Genomic DNA, 19,287 nt, shown 5'->3' with positions numbered 1-19,287 from the left:
AAGGAGGGTACCTATGCTGAATCAGCCACTTACGGTATTAAAGGGTGTCGGAGAAAAACGCGCCCAAGACTTGGCGAGTTTAGGGATCGAAACCATTGAAGACCTGCTGAAGTATTATCCGTTTCGTTATGAAGACATTCAAGAACGGCAATTAGCGGAGATTCAAGACCAAGAAAAAGTAACGATCAAGGGGATCGTCGTTTCCCCGCCGGTCGTCAATCGCTTTGGCTATAAAAAAAGTCGGTTGCAATTTCGCATGATGCAAGACCACGATGTCTTTAATGTCTCCTTTTTCAATCAGCCTTATTTGAAGGATAAAGTAGAGGTTTCAGAAGAGATCGCCGTCTATGGCAAATGGGACGCCAAACGCAAAGGACTGACGGGAATGAAAATTCTCGGCAGCAAGAGCGCAGAAGACTTTGCCCCCATTTATCATGTCAATAAAGCCGTGCGTCAAAGTGTGTTGATTGAACTGATCAAACAGGCATTCCTTGATTTTGGTGATCAGATCACAGAGATCTTGCCTTTGTCATTGATCGAAAAATATCGCTTGTTGGATCGGAAATCCGCGATGTTTGCGATGCACTTTCCTAAAGATCCCCAAGAGAGTCATCAAGCGAAGCGTCGGGTGATTTTTGAAGAGTTCTTTTTGTTCCAAATGCAGATCCAAGGACTGAAGAAAAGCGAAAAAGCCGAGAAAAACGGCTTGGCGATCGATTATGATGTGCAACGCTTGAAAGAGTTTACTCGTAAACTGCCCTTTGAATTGACGAATGCGCAAAAGCGCGTGACCAATGAAATCTGCCATGACCTGAAAAGTCCGCAGCACATGCAGCGACTCTTGCAAGGAGATGTAGGAAGCGGGAAAACAGTCGTGGCGGCGATCGCCCTTTATGCCACGATGACGGCTGGCTTTCAGGGCGCACTGATGGTGCCGACTGAGATTTTGGCCCAGCAGCACCTAGAAAGCTTGAATCAACTCTTTGACCCCTTAGAAGTGACCACCGCTCTTTTGACAGGTTCGACCAAACCAAAAGAACGGCGAGTCATCTTAGAACAATTAGCAGCCGGGGAGATCGACATCATCGTTGGGACCCATGCGCTGATTCAAGAAGGGGTGGACTTTGCACATCTTGGCTTAGTCATCACCGATGAACAACACCGTTTTGGGGTCAATCAGCGAAAAGTCTTACGGGAAAAAGGCTATCTGCCTGATGTGCTCTTTATGACCGCCACACCGATCCCTCGTACGTTAGCGATCACGGCTTATGGCGAAATGGATGTTTCGGTGATCGATGAAATGCCAGCAGGACGGATTCCTGTAGAGACTCGCTGGGTCCGTCCGCCGCAGTTTGAATCGATCTTAGAGTGGGCGCAAAAAGAATTGGCACATGGGCATCAGATGTATGTCATCTGTCCTTTGATCGAGGAATCCGAAATGCTGGATGTCAAGAATGCCACGGAGATTTATGAGCAGCTGCAAAGTTACTTTTCTCCTACTTATCAAGTGGGAATGCTGCATGGGAAAATGAAGAATCAAGAAAAAGACAGCATCATGGAAGCTTTCAAAGAAAATCAACTGCAGATCTTGGTTTCCACGACGGTCATCGAAGTAGGGGTCAATGTCCCCAATGCGACAGTGATGCTGATCATTGACGCCGATCGCTTCGGGTTAGCCCAGCTTCATCAATTGCGTGGACGGGTAGGGCGCGGTGCCGATGCTTCTTACTGTATATTGATCGCAAACCCGAAAAATGAGACAGGGGTCGAGCGAATGAAGATCATGACAGAAACCACCAACGGCTTTGTAGTCAGCGAAAAAGATTTGCAGTTGCGAGGACCAGGAGAAGTCTTCGGCAATCGACAATCGGGCTTGCCAGAGTTTGCGGCTGCCGATTTGGTCGCAGATGCCCATATTCTAGAAGTGGCACAAGTCGAAGCTGCCCAGCTTTGGCAAAAAAATGGCTGGCAGCTGTTGCCAGAATTTTCGGCATTGGCAAACTATTTAGCAGCAAAAAAAGCAGACAAACAATTTTTTGATTAAAGAATATGCTATACTGATTGGGAAAATGAAGGGAGTGGCAGCGAGATGCGGATTGCTGTTGATGCAATGGGCGGAGACAACGCCCCAAAAGCGATCGTAGAAGGAGTCATGCTGGCAAAAAAAGACTTTCCAGAGATTGAATTCCTCCTTTACGGAAAAGAAAATGAAATCAAAAAATACATGACGGACGATAAAAATGTCACCATTATCCACACGGATGAAAAAATCAATAGTGATGATGAGCCTGTCAAAGCGATCAGACGAAAAAAAACCGCCTCAATGGTCTTGGCAGCACAAGCGGTCAAAAATGGTGAGGCAGATGCGATTTTTTCAGCTGGAAATACTGGTGCCTTATTAGCGGCTGGTTTGTTTATCGTCGGTCGGATCAAAGGGATCGACCGTCCCGGATTGATGTCCACGATGCCAGTGATCGGCAAAGATGCTGGCTTTGACATGCTGGATCTAGGTGCCAATGCCGACAATAAACCAGAACATTTGGCAAACTATGCCGTCTTAGGGTCCTTTTATGCCCAAAAAGTTCGCGGGATCAATCGACCACGGGTCGGCTTGTTAAATAACGGAACGGAAGAAACCAAAGGCAGTGAATTAACGAAAAAAGCCTTTGAACTGCTTTCGCAAGACCCGACGATCCACTTTATCGGCAATGTCGAGGCTCGGGAATTATTGGATGGTGCAGCTGACGTCGTCGTGACAGATGGCTTTACTGGAAATGCTGTTTTGAAATCGATCGAAGGAACCGCCTTGAATTTGATGGCGCTGTTGAAACAATCGATTCTCGATTCTGGTGCCAAAGGGAAATTAGGCGCATTATTATTAAAAGATGCGTTGCGGAAAGTGAAAAATGAAATGGATTATGCGAAACACGGCGGTGCCGTATTGTTTGGTTTGAAAGCACCAGTCATCAAAACCCATGGTGCGACAGGACCAGAAGCGGTGGCGTACACCATCAAGCAGATCCATACGATGTTAGCGACAGATGTCGTGGCACAATTGGTCGCCCATTTTGAAGAAATGCCGACTGACAAAGACGAAACGCAATCATAATGCAATGATTGTAATGAAATTGCAAAAATATCTAGACAAAAAGCATAGAAAGCAGTACAATGTTTGTTAGCCATTCTATGTTTTGTGCAAACGCGTGGAGGTGAAGCCAGTTGACACGAGATGAAGTATTCAAGAAAGTTGCGGTCGTGATCGCCAATCATTTTGAAATTGACGCAGAGAACGTAACGGATACGATGAGCATTAAAGACGACTTGAACGCTGATTCGATCAGTGTGATGGAATTCGTCCTTGAACTAGAAGATGAATTTGGTACCGAGATTTCTGATGAAGATGCCGAGCAGATCGAAACAGTCGGTGGAGCGGTTGATTATATTTCAAGCCATCTTGCTTAAGACAGACATAAGAGCTAAGTCCTAGATGACTTAGCTCTTTCTTTCTCATAATTGATCCGCAGTGATTTTGAGCGGCTTTTCTTTGGTAGCGAAATCTAAAAAACGGTCGTTAAACCTGACATGACGGCGTTGAAAGCATAATGTAAATTTTCTGAAAATTCAGTGTATTAACTTTTCTGGGACTTGCATTATTGGTGGCATTTCTATATAATTATTAAGAATATATTATACAATGTTAAGAAAGCTTTTGGAAATGAAATGCATGTTCCTTCTTTTTTTACATTAAATTGCAAGACATCTTAGAAAGTAGAGAGGGGTATTCGATTGTCCAGAGATAATCAATTACTAGATGTTCAAAACCTTCACACAGGTTTTCGTATTAAAGACGATTACTATGACGCAGTAGATGGTATTTCTTTTACACTGGATCGCAATGAGATCTTAGCGATCGTAGGAGAATCTGGTTGCGGCAAGAGTACGTTAGCTACAACGATCATGGGGCTGCATGACCCAAATAACACGAAAATCACCGGAGAAATCTTATATAAAGATTTAAACTTGTCAAACTTAAACGAAACGCTGTACAACAAAATTCGCGGAAATGATATTGGGATGATTTTCCAAGATCCATTGTCTGCACTGAATCCTTTGATGCGGATCGAAGATCAAATCAAAGAAGGCTTGTCTTATCATACAGATATGAATGCCGAACAGCGCCAAGCACGAGCATTAGAATTATTAGAACAAGTGGGGATTCCCAATCCGCCACGTGTAGGACGTCAGTACCCTCATGAATTGTCTGGTGGGATGCGTCAGCGGGTCATCATTGCGATCGCGATTGCTTGTAAACCACCAATCATTATTGCGGATGAACCAACGACCGCATTGGACGTGACGATCCAAGCACAGATCCTTGATCTACTAAAAGATTTGCAAGAAGAAACGCAAACGGGGATTATTTTGATCACCCACGATTTAGGTGTCGTAGCAGAGATGGCCGACCGAGTAGCCGTGATGTACGGGGGGCAGTTTGTGGAAGTCGCAACAGCCGAAGAGTTGTTTGCCAATCCGAAACATCCATACACCCGCTCATTGCTCAACTCGATCCCTCAAGAAAATTCACAAGACAGTGAACTGCACGTGATCGAAGGCGTAGTTCCTTCCTTGAAAAATATGCCACGGACGGGTTGTCGGTTTGCCGCACGGATTCCTTGGATTCCTGAAAGCGACCACGAAGCAAACCCAGTCTTGCATGAAGTAGCACCTGATCATTTGGTCCGTTGCACATGCTACAAGCATTTTCATTTTAGAGACGAAGAAGGAGAAGTGTAGATGACAGAATTAATTACAATTAAAGATCTGAAAGTCCACTATCCTATTCGCAGCGGATTTTTCAACCGCGTCACGGATCATGTGTATGCCGTTGACGGTGTGGACTTCATCATAGAAAAAGGAAAAACCTACGGATTGGTTGGTGAGTCTGGTTCTGGTAAATCCACGACGGGGAAAGCCATCGTTGGATTAGAAAAAATCACCAGTGGCGAAATCATTTATGATGGGCAAGACGTGACCAAACGTTCCGTCCGCAAAAAAATGAACTACAACAAAGATGTCCAAATGATTTTCCAAGATTCAATGTCCAGCTTGAATCCTAAAAAACGCGTAATAGACATTATCGCCGAACCATTACGCAACTTTGAACGCTTAAGCGATCAAGAAGAGAAAAAACGAGTGAAAAGCCTTCTGGATATCGTTGGGATGCCAGAAGATGCCCTATACAAATATCCTCATGAGTTCTCTGGTGGGCAACGTCAGCGGTTAGGGGTTGCCCGCGCGGTAGCATCCAATCCAAAACTGATCGTCGCCGATGAGCCGGTTTCGGCCCTTGACTTATCCGTTCAAGCGCAGGTACTGAACTTTATGAAACGGATCCAGCAAGAATTTGGCTTAAGTTTCTTATTTATCTCTCATGACTTAGGGGTCGTAAAACACATGTGTGACAATATCGCCATCATGTACAAAGGCCGCTTCGTTGAGATCGGGACACGGGAAGACATCTATCAAGACCCGCGTCACATCTATACAAAACGTTTATTATCAGCGATTCCTCAAATCGACGTAAAAAATCGCGATGCTCACAAAGAAAACCGCCGCAAGGTCGAATTGGAATATGTGACCCATCAAAAAGATTACTACGACGAAACTGGTAGAGTGTATGACTTGCGTAAAATCACCGAGTCGCACCAAGTCGCATTGAAAAACGGGGGTGCTGAATAATGTGGAAAACAATTCTACGTCGTTTGTTGTTGATGATCCCGCAAGTCATTATTTTGAGTATCTTGATTTTCTTGATCGCACAAGCAATGCCTGGGGATCCATTTACTGGTTTGATCAATCCAAACCAAGATCCAGCTGTTATTGAGCGGATGCGTGAAGCCGCTGGTTTGAATGACCCATGGTATACCCAGTATTTCCGTTGGATCGGAAATGCCTTAAAAGGGGACTTTGGTCAAAGTTTCATCTTTAAATTACCTGTTTCAACGTTATTAGCAGGACGTATCAGCAATACATTGTGGTTATCTTTATTGACGGTCATTTTGACTTACGTGATTGCCATTCCTTTAGGGATGTGGGCAGGACGTTACCAAAATTCATTGCTTGATAAAGTCGTCGTTGTTTACAACTTCTTCAGTTTCGCCGTACCGTTGTTTATCTTTGCGTTGATCGCATTGTTCATCTTCGGTTACCGATTGGCTTGGTTCCCAACGGGTGGTTCCGTTGCACCGGGGGTCAGTGGCATGGCTGAGTTTTGGAGTCGCTTGTATCACCTACTATTACCGGCGATCACTTCTGCATTATTAGGAACAGCAGTGACGATCCAATACTTGCGAAGTGAAGTCATTGATTCGAAATCATTGGATTTCGTTCGTACCGCTCGTTCAAAAGGGGTACCAACGAATAAAGTCTTCTCACGTCACGTTTTCCGTAATGCATCGTTGCCAATCGCATCACAAATGGGCTACGAGATCACTTCATTGATCGCAGGTTCTGTGGTCATTGAGAAAATCTTCGCTTACCCGGGTGTCGGAAAACTGTTTATCGATAGTATCGTCCAACGGGACTATGCCGTGATCACTTCACTGACATTGATCTTAGGACTAGCGACCTTGATCGGTACGCTACTATCAGATATCATCATGAGTATTGTCGATCCAAGAATCAGAATCCAGTAATAGGAGGGGATAAATGTGTCTGAAAAGAAAGAAAAAGTACTAAAACAAGAGAGCATCCCGCCTATGGGATTAAAAATGATTTTTCGCGAATTCTTAAAAGATAAAATGGCGATCTTTTCATTAGTGTTGTTAGTCGCAGTTTTATTGTTCGTGTTTATCGGCTCAGCAGTTATCGACCAATCACAAGTGATGCGTGTCAGCATCCTTGATAAATACGCTGTACCCGGCGCGATTTCGCCAAACGGCGGCACCTACCTTTTAGGGGCGGATGAAGGTGGCCGTGATGTTTGGGGACAATTGATCATCGGTGCGCGTAACTCAATCTTGATTGGTTTTTCAATCACGATCATTACGTCGATCGTTGGGGTCGGATTAGGGATCATCTCAGGTTACTATGGTGGCATCATTGATAATATTTTGATGCGTATCGTTGACTTCGTTATGATTTTGCCGATCATGTTGATCATTATCGTTATCGTATCGATCGTACCTCGTTACAACGTTTGGACCTTTATATGGGTCATGAGTGCCTTTTACTGGGTCGGAAAAGCAAGGCTCTTCCGAAGTAAGACCCTTTCAGAAGGCCGTCGCGACTATGTTAGTGCATCGAAAACCCTTGGAACCAATGACTTTGTCATCATGTTCCGCGAAATCATGCCGAACCTTAGCTCATTGATCATCACCAACTTAACAATGAACTTTGCAGCGAATATCGGTATTGAAACGACACTAACATTCTTAGGTTTTGGTCTGCCGACCAATGTTCCAAGTTTGGGAACACTGATCGGATATGCCAGCAGCGGTGATGTGCTGGTCAACAGACAGTGGATCTGGTTACCCGCATCAATTCTAATTTTAGTCTTGATGTTGAGTATCAATTACGTTGGTCAAGCATTTAAGCGTTCAGCGGATGCGCGTCAACGACTAGGATAAACAAGGAGGATACAGGATGAAGAAAAATATTTTTGGTATGGTCACTCTTTTGTCAGTGTTAGCATTGGCAGCTTGTGGCAGCAACGGTGGCGGAACCGATTCTTCTGGTGGCGGTAATGCAGCGACAGAAACAGAAGATATCAGCACAATGCCAGTCGAAGTCAGCAATGATGAAGAAGCAATCGAAGGCGGTACATTGGATGTTGCAGTAGTGATGGATACGCAGTTCCAAGGGTTATTCGTACCTGAGTTTTATCAAGACAGTTATGACAGTTATTTCATGGAACCAAGTAATGAAACATTGTTCTTATACGATTCTGACTTCAAAATCGTTGACGGCGGTGCAGCAAATCTTGAGTTAGATGAAGACAACAACACAGCAACGATCACATTACGTGACAACTTGAAATGGTCAGATGGCGAAGATGTTACCGCTGATGACGTGATCTTCTCTTATGAAGTAATCGGTCATAAAGATTACACAGGTATCCGCTATGACAACAACTTTACCAATATCGTTGGTATGGAAGATTACCATGATGGCAAAGCTGATACTATTTCTGGTATCACCAAAGAAAGTGACAAAGTCGTTAAAATCCAATACAAAGAAGTTCACCCAGGTATGTTGCAAGCTGGTGGCGGAGTATATGAATCTGCTTTACCGAAACATGCCTTTGAAGGTATCGAAGTCAAAGATATGGAATCAAGCGATCCAGTTCGTAAAAATCCAGTTGTCTTTGGTCCTTATGTGATGTCAAATATCGTTGCGGGAGAGTCTGTTGAATACGTACCGAATGAGTACTACTACGGCGGCGCACCTAAAATGGATAAATTATCATTTAAAGCTGTTCCTTCAGCATCAATCGTAGAAGGATTGAATGCAAAACAATATGACGTTGTTTATTCAATGCCAACAGATACGTATCCAACCTACAAAGATGTAGATGGCTACCAAATCTTAGGTCGTCCTGAACAAGCATACACTTACCTAGGCTTTAAATTAGGTACTTGGAATGAAGAAGAAAACAAAGTAAACTACAACCCTGAGTCTAAAATGGCGGATAAAGCATTGCGTCAAGCAATGGGTTACGCAATCGATAACGATGCTGTCGGAAGCCGTTTCTACAATGGCTTGCGTTCAAATGCAACGACATTGATCCCACCAGTATTCGGCACACTGCACAACACCGAAGTAGAAGGCTACACATTGAACATCGACAAAGCAAATCAATTACTTGATGATGCTGGCTACAAAGATGTCGATGGCGACGGCATGCGTGAAGACAAAAATGGTGAGAAATTAACCATCAACTTTGCTTCAATGTCTGGTGGCGAAACGGCTCAACCATTGTCTGATTACTACATCCAACAATGGAATGAAATCGGACTTGATGTACAATACACAACTGGTCGCTTGATCGACTTCCAAGCTTTCTATGACAAGTTGAAAAACGATGATCCTGAGATCGATGTCTTCCAAGCAGCATGGGGAACTGGTTCAGATCCTTCTCCAAGCGGACTTTACGGCCCGAACGCAGCATTCAACTACACTCGTTTTGAATCTGAAGAAAATACAAAACTTCTAGATGCAATCGACTCAAAAGATTCATTTGATGATGCAAAACGTAAAGAAGCATTTGATGCATGGCAAGAGTATGCAGCAGACGAAGCGTTTGTTATCCCTACTCTTTACAGAAACCAAGTAATGCCTGTTTCAAACCGTGTCAAAGACTTCTCATGGGCTTATGACATTGACCACAACAGATGGGCAACAGTTTCAGTTACAGCTGAATCTCGTTAATCAATGATCGATGAAAAGACGTCCTTTCCAGGACGTCTTTTTTTCTGTTTTTTTGCGGGTATCTGAGGAAAACAGGCTTTTTTATACAGGAGAAGATTAAGTAAATAAAATTTTATTACAGTCTTTCCAAGAATTTGGAGGAAACATTTCATAATTCGGCAAAAACCAGTATAATAGGGAAGTGTCGATAAACTAATGAAGGAATGTGACAAATGAATACACAATTAACGAAAGAACTAAAAGAAAAGTTTGATATTGTGTTCCATGATGTAGATCTGCTTGAACAAGCGTTTACGCATTCATCTTATGTGAATGAGCACCGCAACTTGCACTTGTCAGATAACGAACGTTTAGAGTTTTTGGGCGATGCTGTCTTAGAGTTGATCGTTTCACGGTATTTGTATCGTGAATTGCCAGATCTGCCCGAAGGTAAGCTGACGAAGCTACGGGCGTCAATCGTTCGCGAAGACAGTTTATCCATGTTTGCCAAAGATTGCCGATTCGATGAATACATTCGTCTAGGCAAAGGGGAAGAAAACTCTGGCGGTCGTAAACGACCTTCTTTGCTTTGTGATCTATTTGAAGCCTTTTTAGGTGCGTTATACTTGGACCAAGGACTGGAAAGTGTCAGCGGCTTTTTGACGAAAGTTGTCTTTCCAAAAGTAAAAGCAGGTGCTTTTTCCCATGAGATGGATCACAAGACCCGCTTGCAAGAAGTCTTGCAGCGTGGCGGCGATGTTTCCATCAATTATCGTTTGATCAAAGAAGCAGGCCCCGCCCATGAACGGATTTTTTGGACGGAAGTCTATTGCGATGACACCTTGATCGGAAAAGGACAAGGAAAATCGAAGAAATTATCAGAACAGGACGCCGCTGCGAATGCCTTGGCGGATCTTGAACAGTAAGAGAGGACTGGCGGAGTGTATTTAAAACGAATAGAGATTGCCGGCTTTAAATCCTTTGCCGACCGCACAGTCATTGATTTCGAACATCGAGTGACTGCAGTCGTCGGACCAAATGGCAGCGGCAAGAGCAATATTACCGAAGCGATTCGTTGGGTTTTAGGAGAACAATCTGCCAAAAATCTACGTGGTGGCAAAATGCCTGATGTTATTTTTGCAGGTTCTGACACCCGCAGAGCGCTAAATATAGCGGAAGTGACGATCGTTTTAGACAATAGCGATCAATACTTGCCGATGGATTACAGTGAGATCAGCGTGACTCGCCGCTTGAGAAGAACCGGCGAAAGCGACTTTTTCTTAAATAAACAAGCTTGCCGTTTAAAGGATATCCAAGAGTTATTTATGGACTCTGGGTTGGGGAAAGAATCATTTTCGATCATTTCCCAAGGCAAGGTAGAAGCAATTTTCAGCAGCAAACCAGAAGACCGTCGTGGGATTTTTGAAGAAGCGGCGGGGGTATTGAAATACAAACAGCGGAAAAAGAAAGCCGAGCAAAAATTGTTTGAAACTGAAGACAATTTAAGCCGTCTACAAGATATCATTTATGAACTAGAAGATCAGTTGGTGCCTCTGGCAGCCCAAAGTGAAGCAGCCAACCGCTTTTTAGCGTTAAAAGAAAAATTGACGACGGTCGATGTGGCCTATGCGGTCTTAGAGATCACGAAAGCAAAAGAAGCGTGGGAGACAGCCAAAGCTCAACTGAGTACCTTTAACCAAGAACTGGCGCAGATTTCCGAAAAGATCAACCAAGGGGAACTGTCGTTACATTCTTTGCGGCAACAACGTACTGCTTTTGATGAAACGTTGGAGCGTTTGAATCAGCAGCTTTTAGAGGTCACCGAAGGACTGAAGCAAGCCGAAGGGCAAAAAGAAGTCTTGGATGAACGTTCAAAGCATACGCAAAAAAGCTCTGCCGAATACCAAGAAACTTTAGAGGAAGTCACAGAGCGGGTCACACTTTTAAATGAAGAAAAAACGGAACTGATCGGCTTGCTTTCACAAAAGAATCGTAGTGTGCAGGAAGTTGAAGCAGCGATGCTGGCGTGTCAGCAAGAGCAGGAAAAGTACCAACGTTCAGCAAAAGAAATCATTGAAGAGTTGCGTAGCCAATATGTTGAAGCCATGCAGGAGCAGGCAACGATTGGAAACGAATTGAAATACTTGGAGCGTCAATACCAACAAGAAGCCGCGAAAAATCAAACGGCGCTAAGCAAGCAGACGCAAATGAATACGTCGTTGAAAGAAAAGACGACGGAAGCGCAAATCGTGGAAGAGCAGCTGACGCAGGCTAAAGCGATTTTAGAAGAACAACGCAAGCAATACATCCATCTTCAAGAAAAAGCTCAGACCAACAAAAAACGCTTTGATGAAGAACAAAAGAAAATGTATCAGTTAATGAGTCAAGTGCAGCAGGTACGAGCGAAACAGCGCAGTCTGCAAGACATTCAAGAAAATTATAGCGGCTTTTATCAAGGCGTTCGCTTGATTTTGAAAAACAAACAGCAGATCAGCGGTATCGTTGGCGCAGTAGCGGAGTTGATCGATGTGCCGCAAGACTATACCGTGGCGATCGAGACCGCATTAGGCGCCGCTGCACAGCATGTCGTCGTTGAAAATGAGCGGGATGCGCGAGCAGCCATCACGTATTTGAAAGAAAATCGCGGGGGTCGTGCAACCTTCCTACCGCTGACGACCATCAAAGCCCGTCATTTACCAGATTATGCCCGCAATCAAGCCAAGCAAGTGTCTGGATTTATCGGCGTTGCCAGCGAATTGGTCCAGTCGCCCGAACACGTCCAAACGATTACGGATAACTTGTTAGGCAGTATCTTGATTGCCGAAGACTTGCAAAGTGCCAATGCGTTAGCACGGGCATTGAACTATAGCTATCGGGTCGTTTCCTTAGAAGGGGATGTCATGAATACTGGCGGTTCCATGACAGGTGGCGCAACGAAGAAAAATGCCGGTAGTTTGTTTAGCCAAAGCAACGAGCTGCAACAATTGACGGCACAAGCGGCGCAACTGGATGAGCGGCTTTTAAAAACGGAAAAGCAAGTCCAGCATTTTGAAGCAGCGACCAAAGAAGCACAAGCAGCATTAGAAGAATTGCGGACGCAAGGAGAACAGGCTCGCATGACGGAGCATGAGCTGCAAAGCCGCTTACAAAACCTTGAGAATGACCTGAGCCGCTTGAAGCAAGAGCAGCAAGTGTTTGATTTTGAACATCGCGAAGTGCAAGCCTTCTTTGAGGAATATGATGAGAAGAAGACGATCTTGGAAGAACAGCAAAAGAATATTGCAGCGCAATTGGCGAAAATCGACCAAGATATTCATCAAATGAATGCCGAAGAAGACTTGATCGAGGAAAAACGCCAAACCTTAGCACAAGAAAGTGCGCGCTTGCAGGCAGCTTTCGCAGTTCAAAAAGAACAAGTGGCGCATTTGCAGCAAAAAATTGCCGCTACGAATCAAGCATTAGAAGAAAACGAAGCGCGTCAACTCTCCTTAGAACGGCAGTTAGCTGCCTTGACAAGCAACGTCAGCGATCATGAGTTTTCAGAAGAAAGCATTCTTCAGCGAATTGAAGCCTTCACAAAAACCAAGCAGCAGGTAACAGCGGAATTGACGGTGATTCGTGAACAACGGCAAGTCGTTCAACAAGAAATCGGCGCATTAGATGAAGCCCTGAGTGCTGAAAACTTAACGCAAAAAGAAAAGCTGTCAGAAAAAACCGAAGTTGAGATCGAAAAAAATCGCGCAGAATTAGTGATGGATAATCGTTTGTTGTATTTACAAGAAGAATACAATCTCACCTTTGAAAAGGCAGCGCAAGATTTCCCTGAAATTGAGGATGCAGAACAAGCCAAAGTCGACATTCAGGAACTAAAACAAGCGATCGAGCAAATTGGTCCAGTCAATTTAAATGCGATCGAACAATATGAGCAAGTCAATCAACGGCATTTGTTCTTGACGAGTCAGCGAGACGATCTGCTGTCGGCTAAAGCACAGCTGTTTGATACGATGTCTGAAATGGATGAAGAAGTCAAAACCCGTTTCGGCGAAGTCTTCGATGCGATTCGTCTGCAATTCAAACAAGTATTTCCTAATATGTTTGGCGGCGGTCATGCGGAATTAGTCTTAACAGATCCGAAAGATTTATTGAACACTGGGATCGAGATCGAAGCCCAACCACCGGGCAAGAAATTGCAAAACCTCAGCTTGCTATCAGGGGGCGAACGGGCGCTGACTGCGATTGCGTTATTATTTTCCATTATTCAAGTTCGTCCAGTACCGTTTTGTGTGCTTGACGAAGTGGAAGCAGCATTGGATGAAGCCAATGTCTCTCGTTTCGGTCATTACTTGAGTGCTTTCCAAAATGATACACAGTTTATCGTCGTAACTCACCGTAAAGGAACGATGGAGGCAGCAGATGTGTTGTATGGTGTGACCATGCAAGAATCTGGAGTGTCGAAGACCGTGTCCGTGCGCTTAGAAGAAGTGCGTGAAGGCGGTAGTTTTGCAGCAGATCAAGCATAGAGGAGGAATGATATGATTAAACTGATTGCGATCGATTTAGACGGAACGTTATTGAATGACAAAAAAGAAGTGACTCCTCGCAACAAAGAGGTACTTGCTCGTGCCAAAGCACAAGGCGTAAAAATCGTCATTTGTACGGGACGTCCATTACGGGCGATCCGTCCGTACTTAGAAGAATTATCGCTGAAAGAACCCGGCGACTATAGCATCACCTTTAACGGCGGTTTGGTTCAAAAAAATGAGACTGGCGAGATCATTGAAAAAGCAGCGATGCAGCTGGCAGATATCCATGAATTGGTTTCAGTGGCGGAAGACTTGAATTTGCCTCTAGACGTGGTATCCGAAGAGATCGTCTTGAGTTTACCCACTTCAGCAGCGCATCCATCGATTTATGGCTCGTTAAATCCTTTATTGGATTGTCGTCCTTTTGCCGTAGCTGATCTTGATGAATCGATGCTCTATAATAAAGCGGTGATCGCCTACCATCAGGAAGTCTTGGATCCTAAGATCCCCGAGATTTCCTCAGAGATCCGCGAGAAATATGAAATCATCAAAAGCCGGAATAACCTGTTGGAATTTATGCCTAAAGGAATCACCAAAGCCTATGGTATCAGCCTATTGGCGCAAGATTTAGGGATCAAGCAAGAAGAAGTGATGGCGATCGGTGATGAAGAAAATGACTTGCCGATGATTCGCTATGCAGGGATTGGCGTAGCGATGGCCAATGCCGTGCCAATCATTAAAGAGGCAGCTGACGTTGTCACCGTTTCAAACCAAGAAGACGGTGTGGCAGCAGTGATTGAAGAATATGTCTTAAAAGGAGGTGCGTAAGATGGGATTTTTTGACAAAATCAAAAAAGCGCTGATTGGAGAAACCAAAGAAGCAGAGCAAGAAACCGACAAACCGTTAGTCGATGCTGACTCACCAGAGGCACAGCGTTCAGAAGAAAGCCAGCCAGCACAAACTCCTGCTGAACAAGGCGCTTCAGAACCAGTGGCACCTGCAGAAGCCGCCGACTCCAGTGATTTGGAGGCAGAGCAAGAAACTGCTGAAGTGTCCCCGCAGCAAGAAGCAATGACAGCGAATAAAGGAGAAGAAGCACCAAGTATTCCAGAAGAAGTGGCTAAGGATACACCATCAGAGGAAGTACCAGCTTCTGAACCAATCCTTCAACCAGCGCCAGAAACGGAAAGTGTGCAGGATAAATACACCAAAGGATTGACGAAATCACGGAAAACCTTTGGGCAACGGATGAACGAATTGTTTGCCAACTTCCGTACGGTGGACGAAGACTTCTTCGAAGAAGTGGAAGAAACGCTGATCGGCGCAGACGTCGGCTTTGATGCGGCGATGAAGATCGCGGATGCATTGAGACAAGAAGTCAAACTACGTAATGTGAAGAAAACGGCAGATGTCCAAAATGTCATCATCGAAAAATTGGTTGACCTATATGGGGAAGCAGGTGTCGGTGAAGTCAACGAGTTGAATATGCAGTCGGGGTTGACCGTCATTTTATTTGTTGGCGTGAACGGTGTTGGAAAAACCACCAGTATCGGGAAATTAGCCCACCAATTCAAAGCCGAAGGCAAGAAAGTCTTATTGGCTGCAGCGGATACTTTCCGTGCCGGTGCCATCGATCAATTAGTGGTCTGGGGTGAACGGGCTGGTGTTGAAGTCGTTCGTGGTAATGCGGGAGGCGATCCTGCAGCAGTCGTGTTTGATGCGATGGAGCGCGCAAAACGAGAAAATGCTGACGTTTTATTAGTAGATACAGCGGGTCGTTTGCAAAACAAAGTCAATTTGATGAACGAACTAGAAAAAATCAAACGGATCATTCAACGAGTGGACCCAACGGCCCCTCATGAAGTCCTGCTCGTGTTGGATGCAACAACGGGTCAAAACGCGATGAATCAAGCAAAACAATTTAAAGAAACGACGGATGTTTCTGGTCTCGTCTTAACCAAACTTGATGGAACAGCCAAAGGGGGGATCGTCTTGGCGATCCGTAACGAGCTGAGGCTGCCTGTCAAATTAGTGGGGCTCGGGGAAGGCATCAATGATTTAGAACCATTTGATCCAAATGAATTTGTCGTTGGCTTATTCAAAGGCTTGATCAAAGAATAAAAAAACAGAGCCCTGTGTTAGGTGATACACCTACACATGGCTCTCCTTTATTGTTGCTTTTGTGAGATCAAAGGGAAGAGAAAACGGGTCGTCGTCTCTTTCCACGAGCTTGACTTGTGACGTAAAGCTGAGAACACTTGGCGTGGCAAATGTGGGTACAGCGATGCACGACTTTGCCAAAAAATCAGGAAAAGCAGTTTGAAGGCTTCGTTTTCTTCTGCACTGTCTAAAAACTTTGGGAAGTATCAGGCAGAATACAACGAGTTGAACGATGGGGAAAGATTATTTCTTAAGTTCCCCTTGGCGCTCAGTGATCATTTTTTCCAAGTTGTTCAATGTATCGATATCTTTATTGGTTTCGATAAAGTTCGTAATCAAATTCAATAAAGATTGATCAGACAATTCTGCTGCTAAGAAGTCTTCTTGGGTCACATTCGGAGAATACAACCGAGTCAAAACAGTACCGCTGTAGCCGATATCCGCTACTTTCAATAAGTCGTGGTTTTTTAGTTTACGTACGACTGCTTGAATGGTATTCTTGCTTAGATCTTGCTGTTGGACAGCAATGTCATTTGCAGAAAGAGGTTTGTCTGAATTCCAAAAGATATTCATGATTTGACGTTCGCGTTTGGTAAGATTAAGTGGCTTCATTCACTATTCTTCCTTTCAAAAAAGAGTAATATGGACATAATAATTTACTGTTCTATAAGCAGTATACTTTATTTTGAAGGTAAATATCAAATTTATTCAAGTATTTTATAAATTCTTGGTAATTTTAGTAAGAGATATTACAAGTGAGGAGCAAATTTCTGCATTTTTCACCAGTTTTCACTATAATAGATGGAAAGAAATAGCATTTGAGAAAAAATTTAGTAGAAGAACATAGAGGGCAGTCGAATGAAAATAAAAACATTGTTATCACATAAAGAGCTTTTTCCCTATTTATTGAAAGGACGCTACGGGATTGAGCGTGAAGCGCAGCGGGTGCGGCTCGATGGGACGTTTGCAGGTACCGATCATCCTAAAACGTTAGGTAATCGGCGCTTCCATCCGTATATCCAAACGGATTTTTCCGAAAACCAACTGGAACTGATTACGCCCGTCGCTGATTCCGTGGATGAATTGTTCCGTTTTTTAGGGGCTATTCATGATGTGGCGTATCGTTCGATGTCAGCAGAAGAAATGCTCTGGCCATTGAGTATGCCACCGGCTTTACCAGAAAAAGAAGAAGACATCGTCATTGCTAAATTAGACCAATTTGAAGATGTGCTCTACCGCCGCTATTTAGCTAAAACATATGGTCGCCGCAAGCAAATGGTCAGTGGGATTCATTTCAATTTCGAATTTGCGGAAGACTTTTTGCAACAGCTGTATGCTTTGTCTGAAACGAAGGAAAGCTTCCAGACGTTTAAAACCGCACTTTATTTGAAAGTAACTCGCAATTATTTGCACTATCGCTGGTTTTTGACGTATTTCTTTGGGGCGACTCCTGCTTCAGAAGCCAATTATTTTACGACAGAAAACGGACCGCAAGAACCAGTCCGCAGTATTCGCAATAGCCGCTATGGGTACACGAATCACGAAGACGTCAAGGTATCTTACGCTTCGTTAGAGACCTATCTTGCAGATATTGCCAAATTAGTGGAGACGGGAAAGCTTTCAGAGGAAAAAGAATTTTATGCGCCAGTGCGTCTACGTGGGGGAAAACGGGTCGCAGATTTAGCCTCAGCGGGTATCCGTTATATTGAGTTAAGAAATATTGACATCGATCCCTTTGCCCGCTATGGGATTTCCAAAGAGCAAGTCGCATTCTTGCATTTCTTCTTATTGTTTTTAAGTACAAAAGAAGAAGGCAGCGATGCGGATGCGTGGATCGAAGAGGGCAATCAGAAAAATGATCAGGTCGCATTAGAACATCCGCTTGCACCTTTGACTTATCAGCAAGAAGCGCAAGCGCTGATTACTGAAATGATGGACTTTGCCCAAGCCCTTGAGCTGCCGCATCCACCATTTTTGGATCAGCTTTCAGAAATGCTGGCTGAACCAGAAAGAACCTTCGCGGGACGTCTTTTCTCAGCAAGTCAAGCAACCAGTCAAGCCCAGACAGCAACAGTGCTGGGACAAAAGTATCATCAAGCTGCTTGGGAAAAACCATATCAATTAGCTGGCTTTCGAGCAATGGAATTGTCGACCCAGATCCTCTTGTTCGATGCGATCCAAAAAGGAATCGAAGTGTCGGTACTGGATGAAACGGATCAATTCTTGAAATTAGCCGTGAAAGACCACATCGAATATGTTAAAAATGCCAATATGACCAGTAAGGATCAGTACATCGTCCCATTGATCATGGCGAATAAAACGGTCACTAAAAAAATCTTAGCCGAAAATGGCTTTTATGTACCAAGTGGCGCTGAGTTCGCTTCGGCAGAAGAAGCGATCGCGTTTTATCCTCAGATTGCCCACAGCGGGTTTGTGGTAAAACCGAAAACCACCAACTATGGGATCGGTATCTCGATTTTCAAAGAAGGTGCCTCTTTAGCGGATTATCAAGCGGCGGTCGCCATTGCCTTTGCGGAAGATGATTCGATCCTCGTTGAGACCTTTTTGTCAGGGACGGAATATCGGTTCTTCGTGATCGATGGGCGAGTCGATGCGATTTTACTACGTATCCCTGCCAATGTCGTGGGTGACGGCAAGCGCACGATCACGGAACTCGTCGCAGAGAAAAATCTCGATCCATTGCGCGGCACCCATCATCGGACCCCATTAGAGCTGATCCAATTAGGGGAACTGGAACAACTGATGTTAAAAGAGCAAGGGTATCAAGTGGATTCAGTACCCGAAGAGGGGCAGATCGTTTATTTGCGAGAAAACTCGAATATCAGTACTGGCGGTGATTCTATCGATGTGACGGATGACTTCAACGATGATTACAAACAAGTAGCAGTCGATGCGGTAGCCGCATTACAAGCATCTATCAGCGGAATCGATCTGATTATTCCAGATAAAACCAAGCCAGCCAATGAACCGGGGGCTTATGGAATCATTGAAGCCAATTTCAACCCAGCGATGCATATGCACGTTTATCCATACAGCGGGAAAGGCCGACGCTTAACTATGTCTGTTTTACGCCTATTGTTCCCTGAAGTCTTCGAGAGCTGATGGAAGTACAAAAAGCAAAGAACTGCACACTTTGGAAGGAGAGTTCCTTTCAAAGTGTGCAGTTTTTTTATT

At 44.3% G+C, this 19,287-nt stretch carries 14 protein-coding genes; 13 read left to right on the top strand and 1 reads right to left on the bottom strand.

Going from position 1 to position 19,287, the window contains the following annotated elements:
• Positions 1–13 precede the first annotated feature (13 nt).
• The 12 genes from recG to ftsY all read left to right on the top strand — a co-directional run bounded on the left by recG (position 14) and on the right by ftsY (position 16,053).
• Positions 14–2,044 carry an ATP-dependent DNA helicase RecG gene (gene recG / locus ECA1_RS01895; protein WP_060791588.1) on the top strand — a complete coding sequence of 677 codons (2,031 nt, stop codon included), beginning with the start codon at positions 14–16 and terminating at the stop codon, positions 2,042–2,044.
• A 45-nt stretch (positions 2,045–2,089) separates the two neighbouring features.
• Positions 2,090–3,109: a phosphate acyltransferase PlsX gene (gene plsX, locus ECA1_RS01890; protein ID WP_016609182.1), complete on the top strand. Its 1,020-nt coding sequence runs from the start codon at positions 2,090–2,092 to the stop codon at positions 3,107–3,109.
• Positions 3,110–3,219: 110 nt separating this feature from the next.
• Positions 3,220–3,462 (top strand): acyl carrier protein, encoded by a 243-nt coding sequence (gene acpP, locus ECA1_RS01885; RefSeq protein WP_005227129.1) that lies wholly within the window; start codon positions 3,220–3,222, stop codon positions 3,460–3,462.
• Between the two features lie 324 nt (positions 3,463–3,786).
• Entirely contained in the window at positions 3,787–4,794 is a 1,008-nt protein-coding gene (locus ECA1_RS01880; RefSeq protein ID WP_060791587.1) for an ABC transporter ATP-binding protein, read from the top strand.
• Positions 4,795–5,739, top strand: coding sequence for an ABC transporter ATP-binding protein (locus ECA1_RS01875; RefSeq protein ID WP_060791586.1), 945 nt, complete (start codon positions 4,795–4,797; stop codon positions 5,737–5,739).
• Positions 5,739–6,695 (top strand): oligopeptide ABC transporter permease, encoded by a 957-nt coding sequence (opp4B, locus tag ECA1_RS01870; RefSeq protein ID WP_005227132.1) that lies wholly within the window; start codon positions 5,739–5,741, stop codon positions 6,693–6,695. The genes ECA1_RS01875 and opp4B overlap by 1 nt, the downstream gene beginning before the upstream one ends.
• Before the next feature lie 63 nt (positions 6,696–6,758).
• Complete coding sequence (locus tag ECA1_RS01865) at positions 6,759–7,628, top strand: ABC transporter permease (RefSeq protein WP_153883525.1); 870 nt, start codon at positions 6,759–6,761, stop codon at positions 7,626–7,628.
• 16 nt (positions 7,629–7,644) lie between these two features.
• Positions 7,645–9,429, top strand: coding sequence for an oligopeptide ABC transporter substrate-binding protein (locus ECA1_RS01860; RefSeq protein WP_005227134.1), 1,785 nt, complete (start codon positions 7,645–7,647; stop codon positions 9,427–9,429).
• A gap of 212 nt (positions 9,430–9,641) precedes the next feature.
• Positions 9,642–10,334: a ribonuclease III gene (rnc, locus tag ECA1_RS01855; RefSeq protein WP_060791585.1), complete on the top strand. Its 693-nt coding sequence runs from the start codon at positions 9,642–9,644 to the stop codon at positions 10,332–10,334.
• Positions 10,335–10,349: 15 nt separating this feature from the next.
• Positions 10,350–13,928, top strand: a complete 3,579-nt coding sequence (smc, locus tag ECA1_RS01850) for a chromosome segregation protein SMC (protein ID WP_060791584.1) — start codon at positions 10,350–10,352, stop codon at positions 13,926–13,928.
• Positions 13,929–13,940: 12 nt separating this feature from the next.
• Complete coding sequence (locus ECA1_RS01845; protein ID WP_005227138.1) at positions 13,941–14,759, top strand: Cof-type HAD-IIB family hydrolase; 819 nt, start codon at positions 13,941–13,943, stop codon at positions 14,757–14,759.
• A 1-nt stretch (position 14,760) separates the two neighbouring features.
• Positions 14,761–16,053 carry a signal recognition particle-docking protein FtsY gene (gene ftsY, locus ECA1_RS01840; protein ID WP_060791583.1) on the top strand — a complete coding sequence of 431 codons (1,293 nt, stop codon included), beginning with the start codon at positions 14,761–14,763 and terminating at the stop codon, positions 16,051–16,053.
• Between the two features lie 282 nt (positions 16,054–16,335).
• Here ftsY and ECA1_RS01835 read toward each other — a convergent pair whose 3' ends face one another.
• Positions 16,336–16,704 carry a BlaI/MecI/CopY family transcriptional regulator gene (locus tag ECA1_RS01835; RefSeq protein ID WP_005227140.1) on the bottom strand — a complete coding sequence of 123 codons (369 nt, stop codon included), beginning with the start codon at positions 16,702–16,704 and terminating at the stop codon, positions 16,336–16,338.
• Between the two features lie 246 nt (positions 16,705–16,950).
• Here ECA1_RS01835 and gshAB point away from each other — a divergent pair, with 246 nt between their 5' ends.
• A complete protein-coding gene (gshAB, locus tag ECA1_RS01830; protein ID WP_060791582.1) occupies positions 16,951–19,215 on the top strand; it encodes a bifunctional glutamate--cysteine ligase GshA/glutathione synthetase GshB in 2,265 nt (754 codons plus the stop codon).
• The last annotated feature ends 72 nt before the right edge of the window (positions 19,216–19,287 follow it).

Origin of the sequence: Enterococcus casseliflavus NBRC 100478 (assembly GCF_001544095.1) — a bacterium.
GTDB lineage: Bacteria > Bacillota > Bacilli > Lactobacillales > Enterococcaceae > Enterococcus_D > Enterococcus_D casseliflavus.
This window is presented reverse-complemented; position numbering and strand designations above follow the sequence as displayed.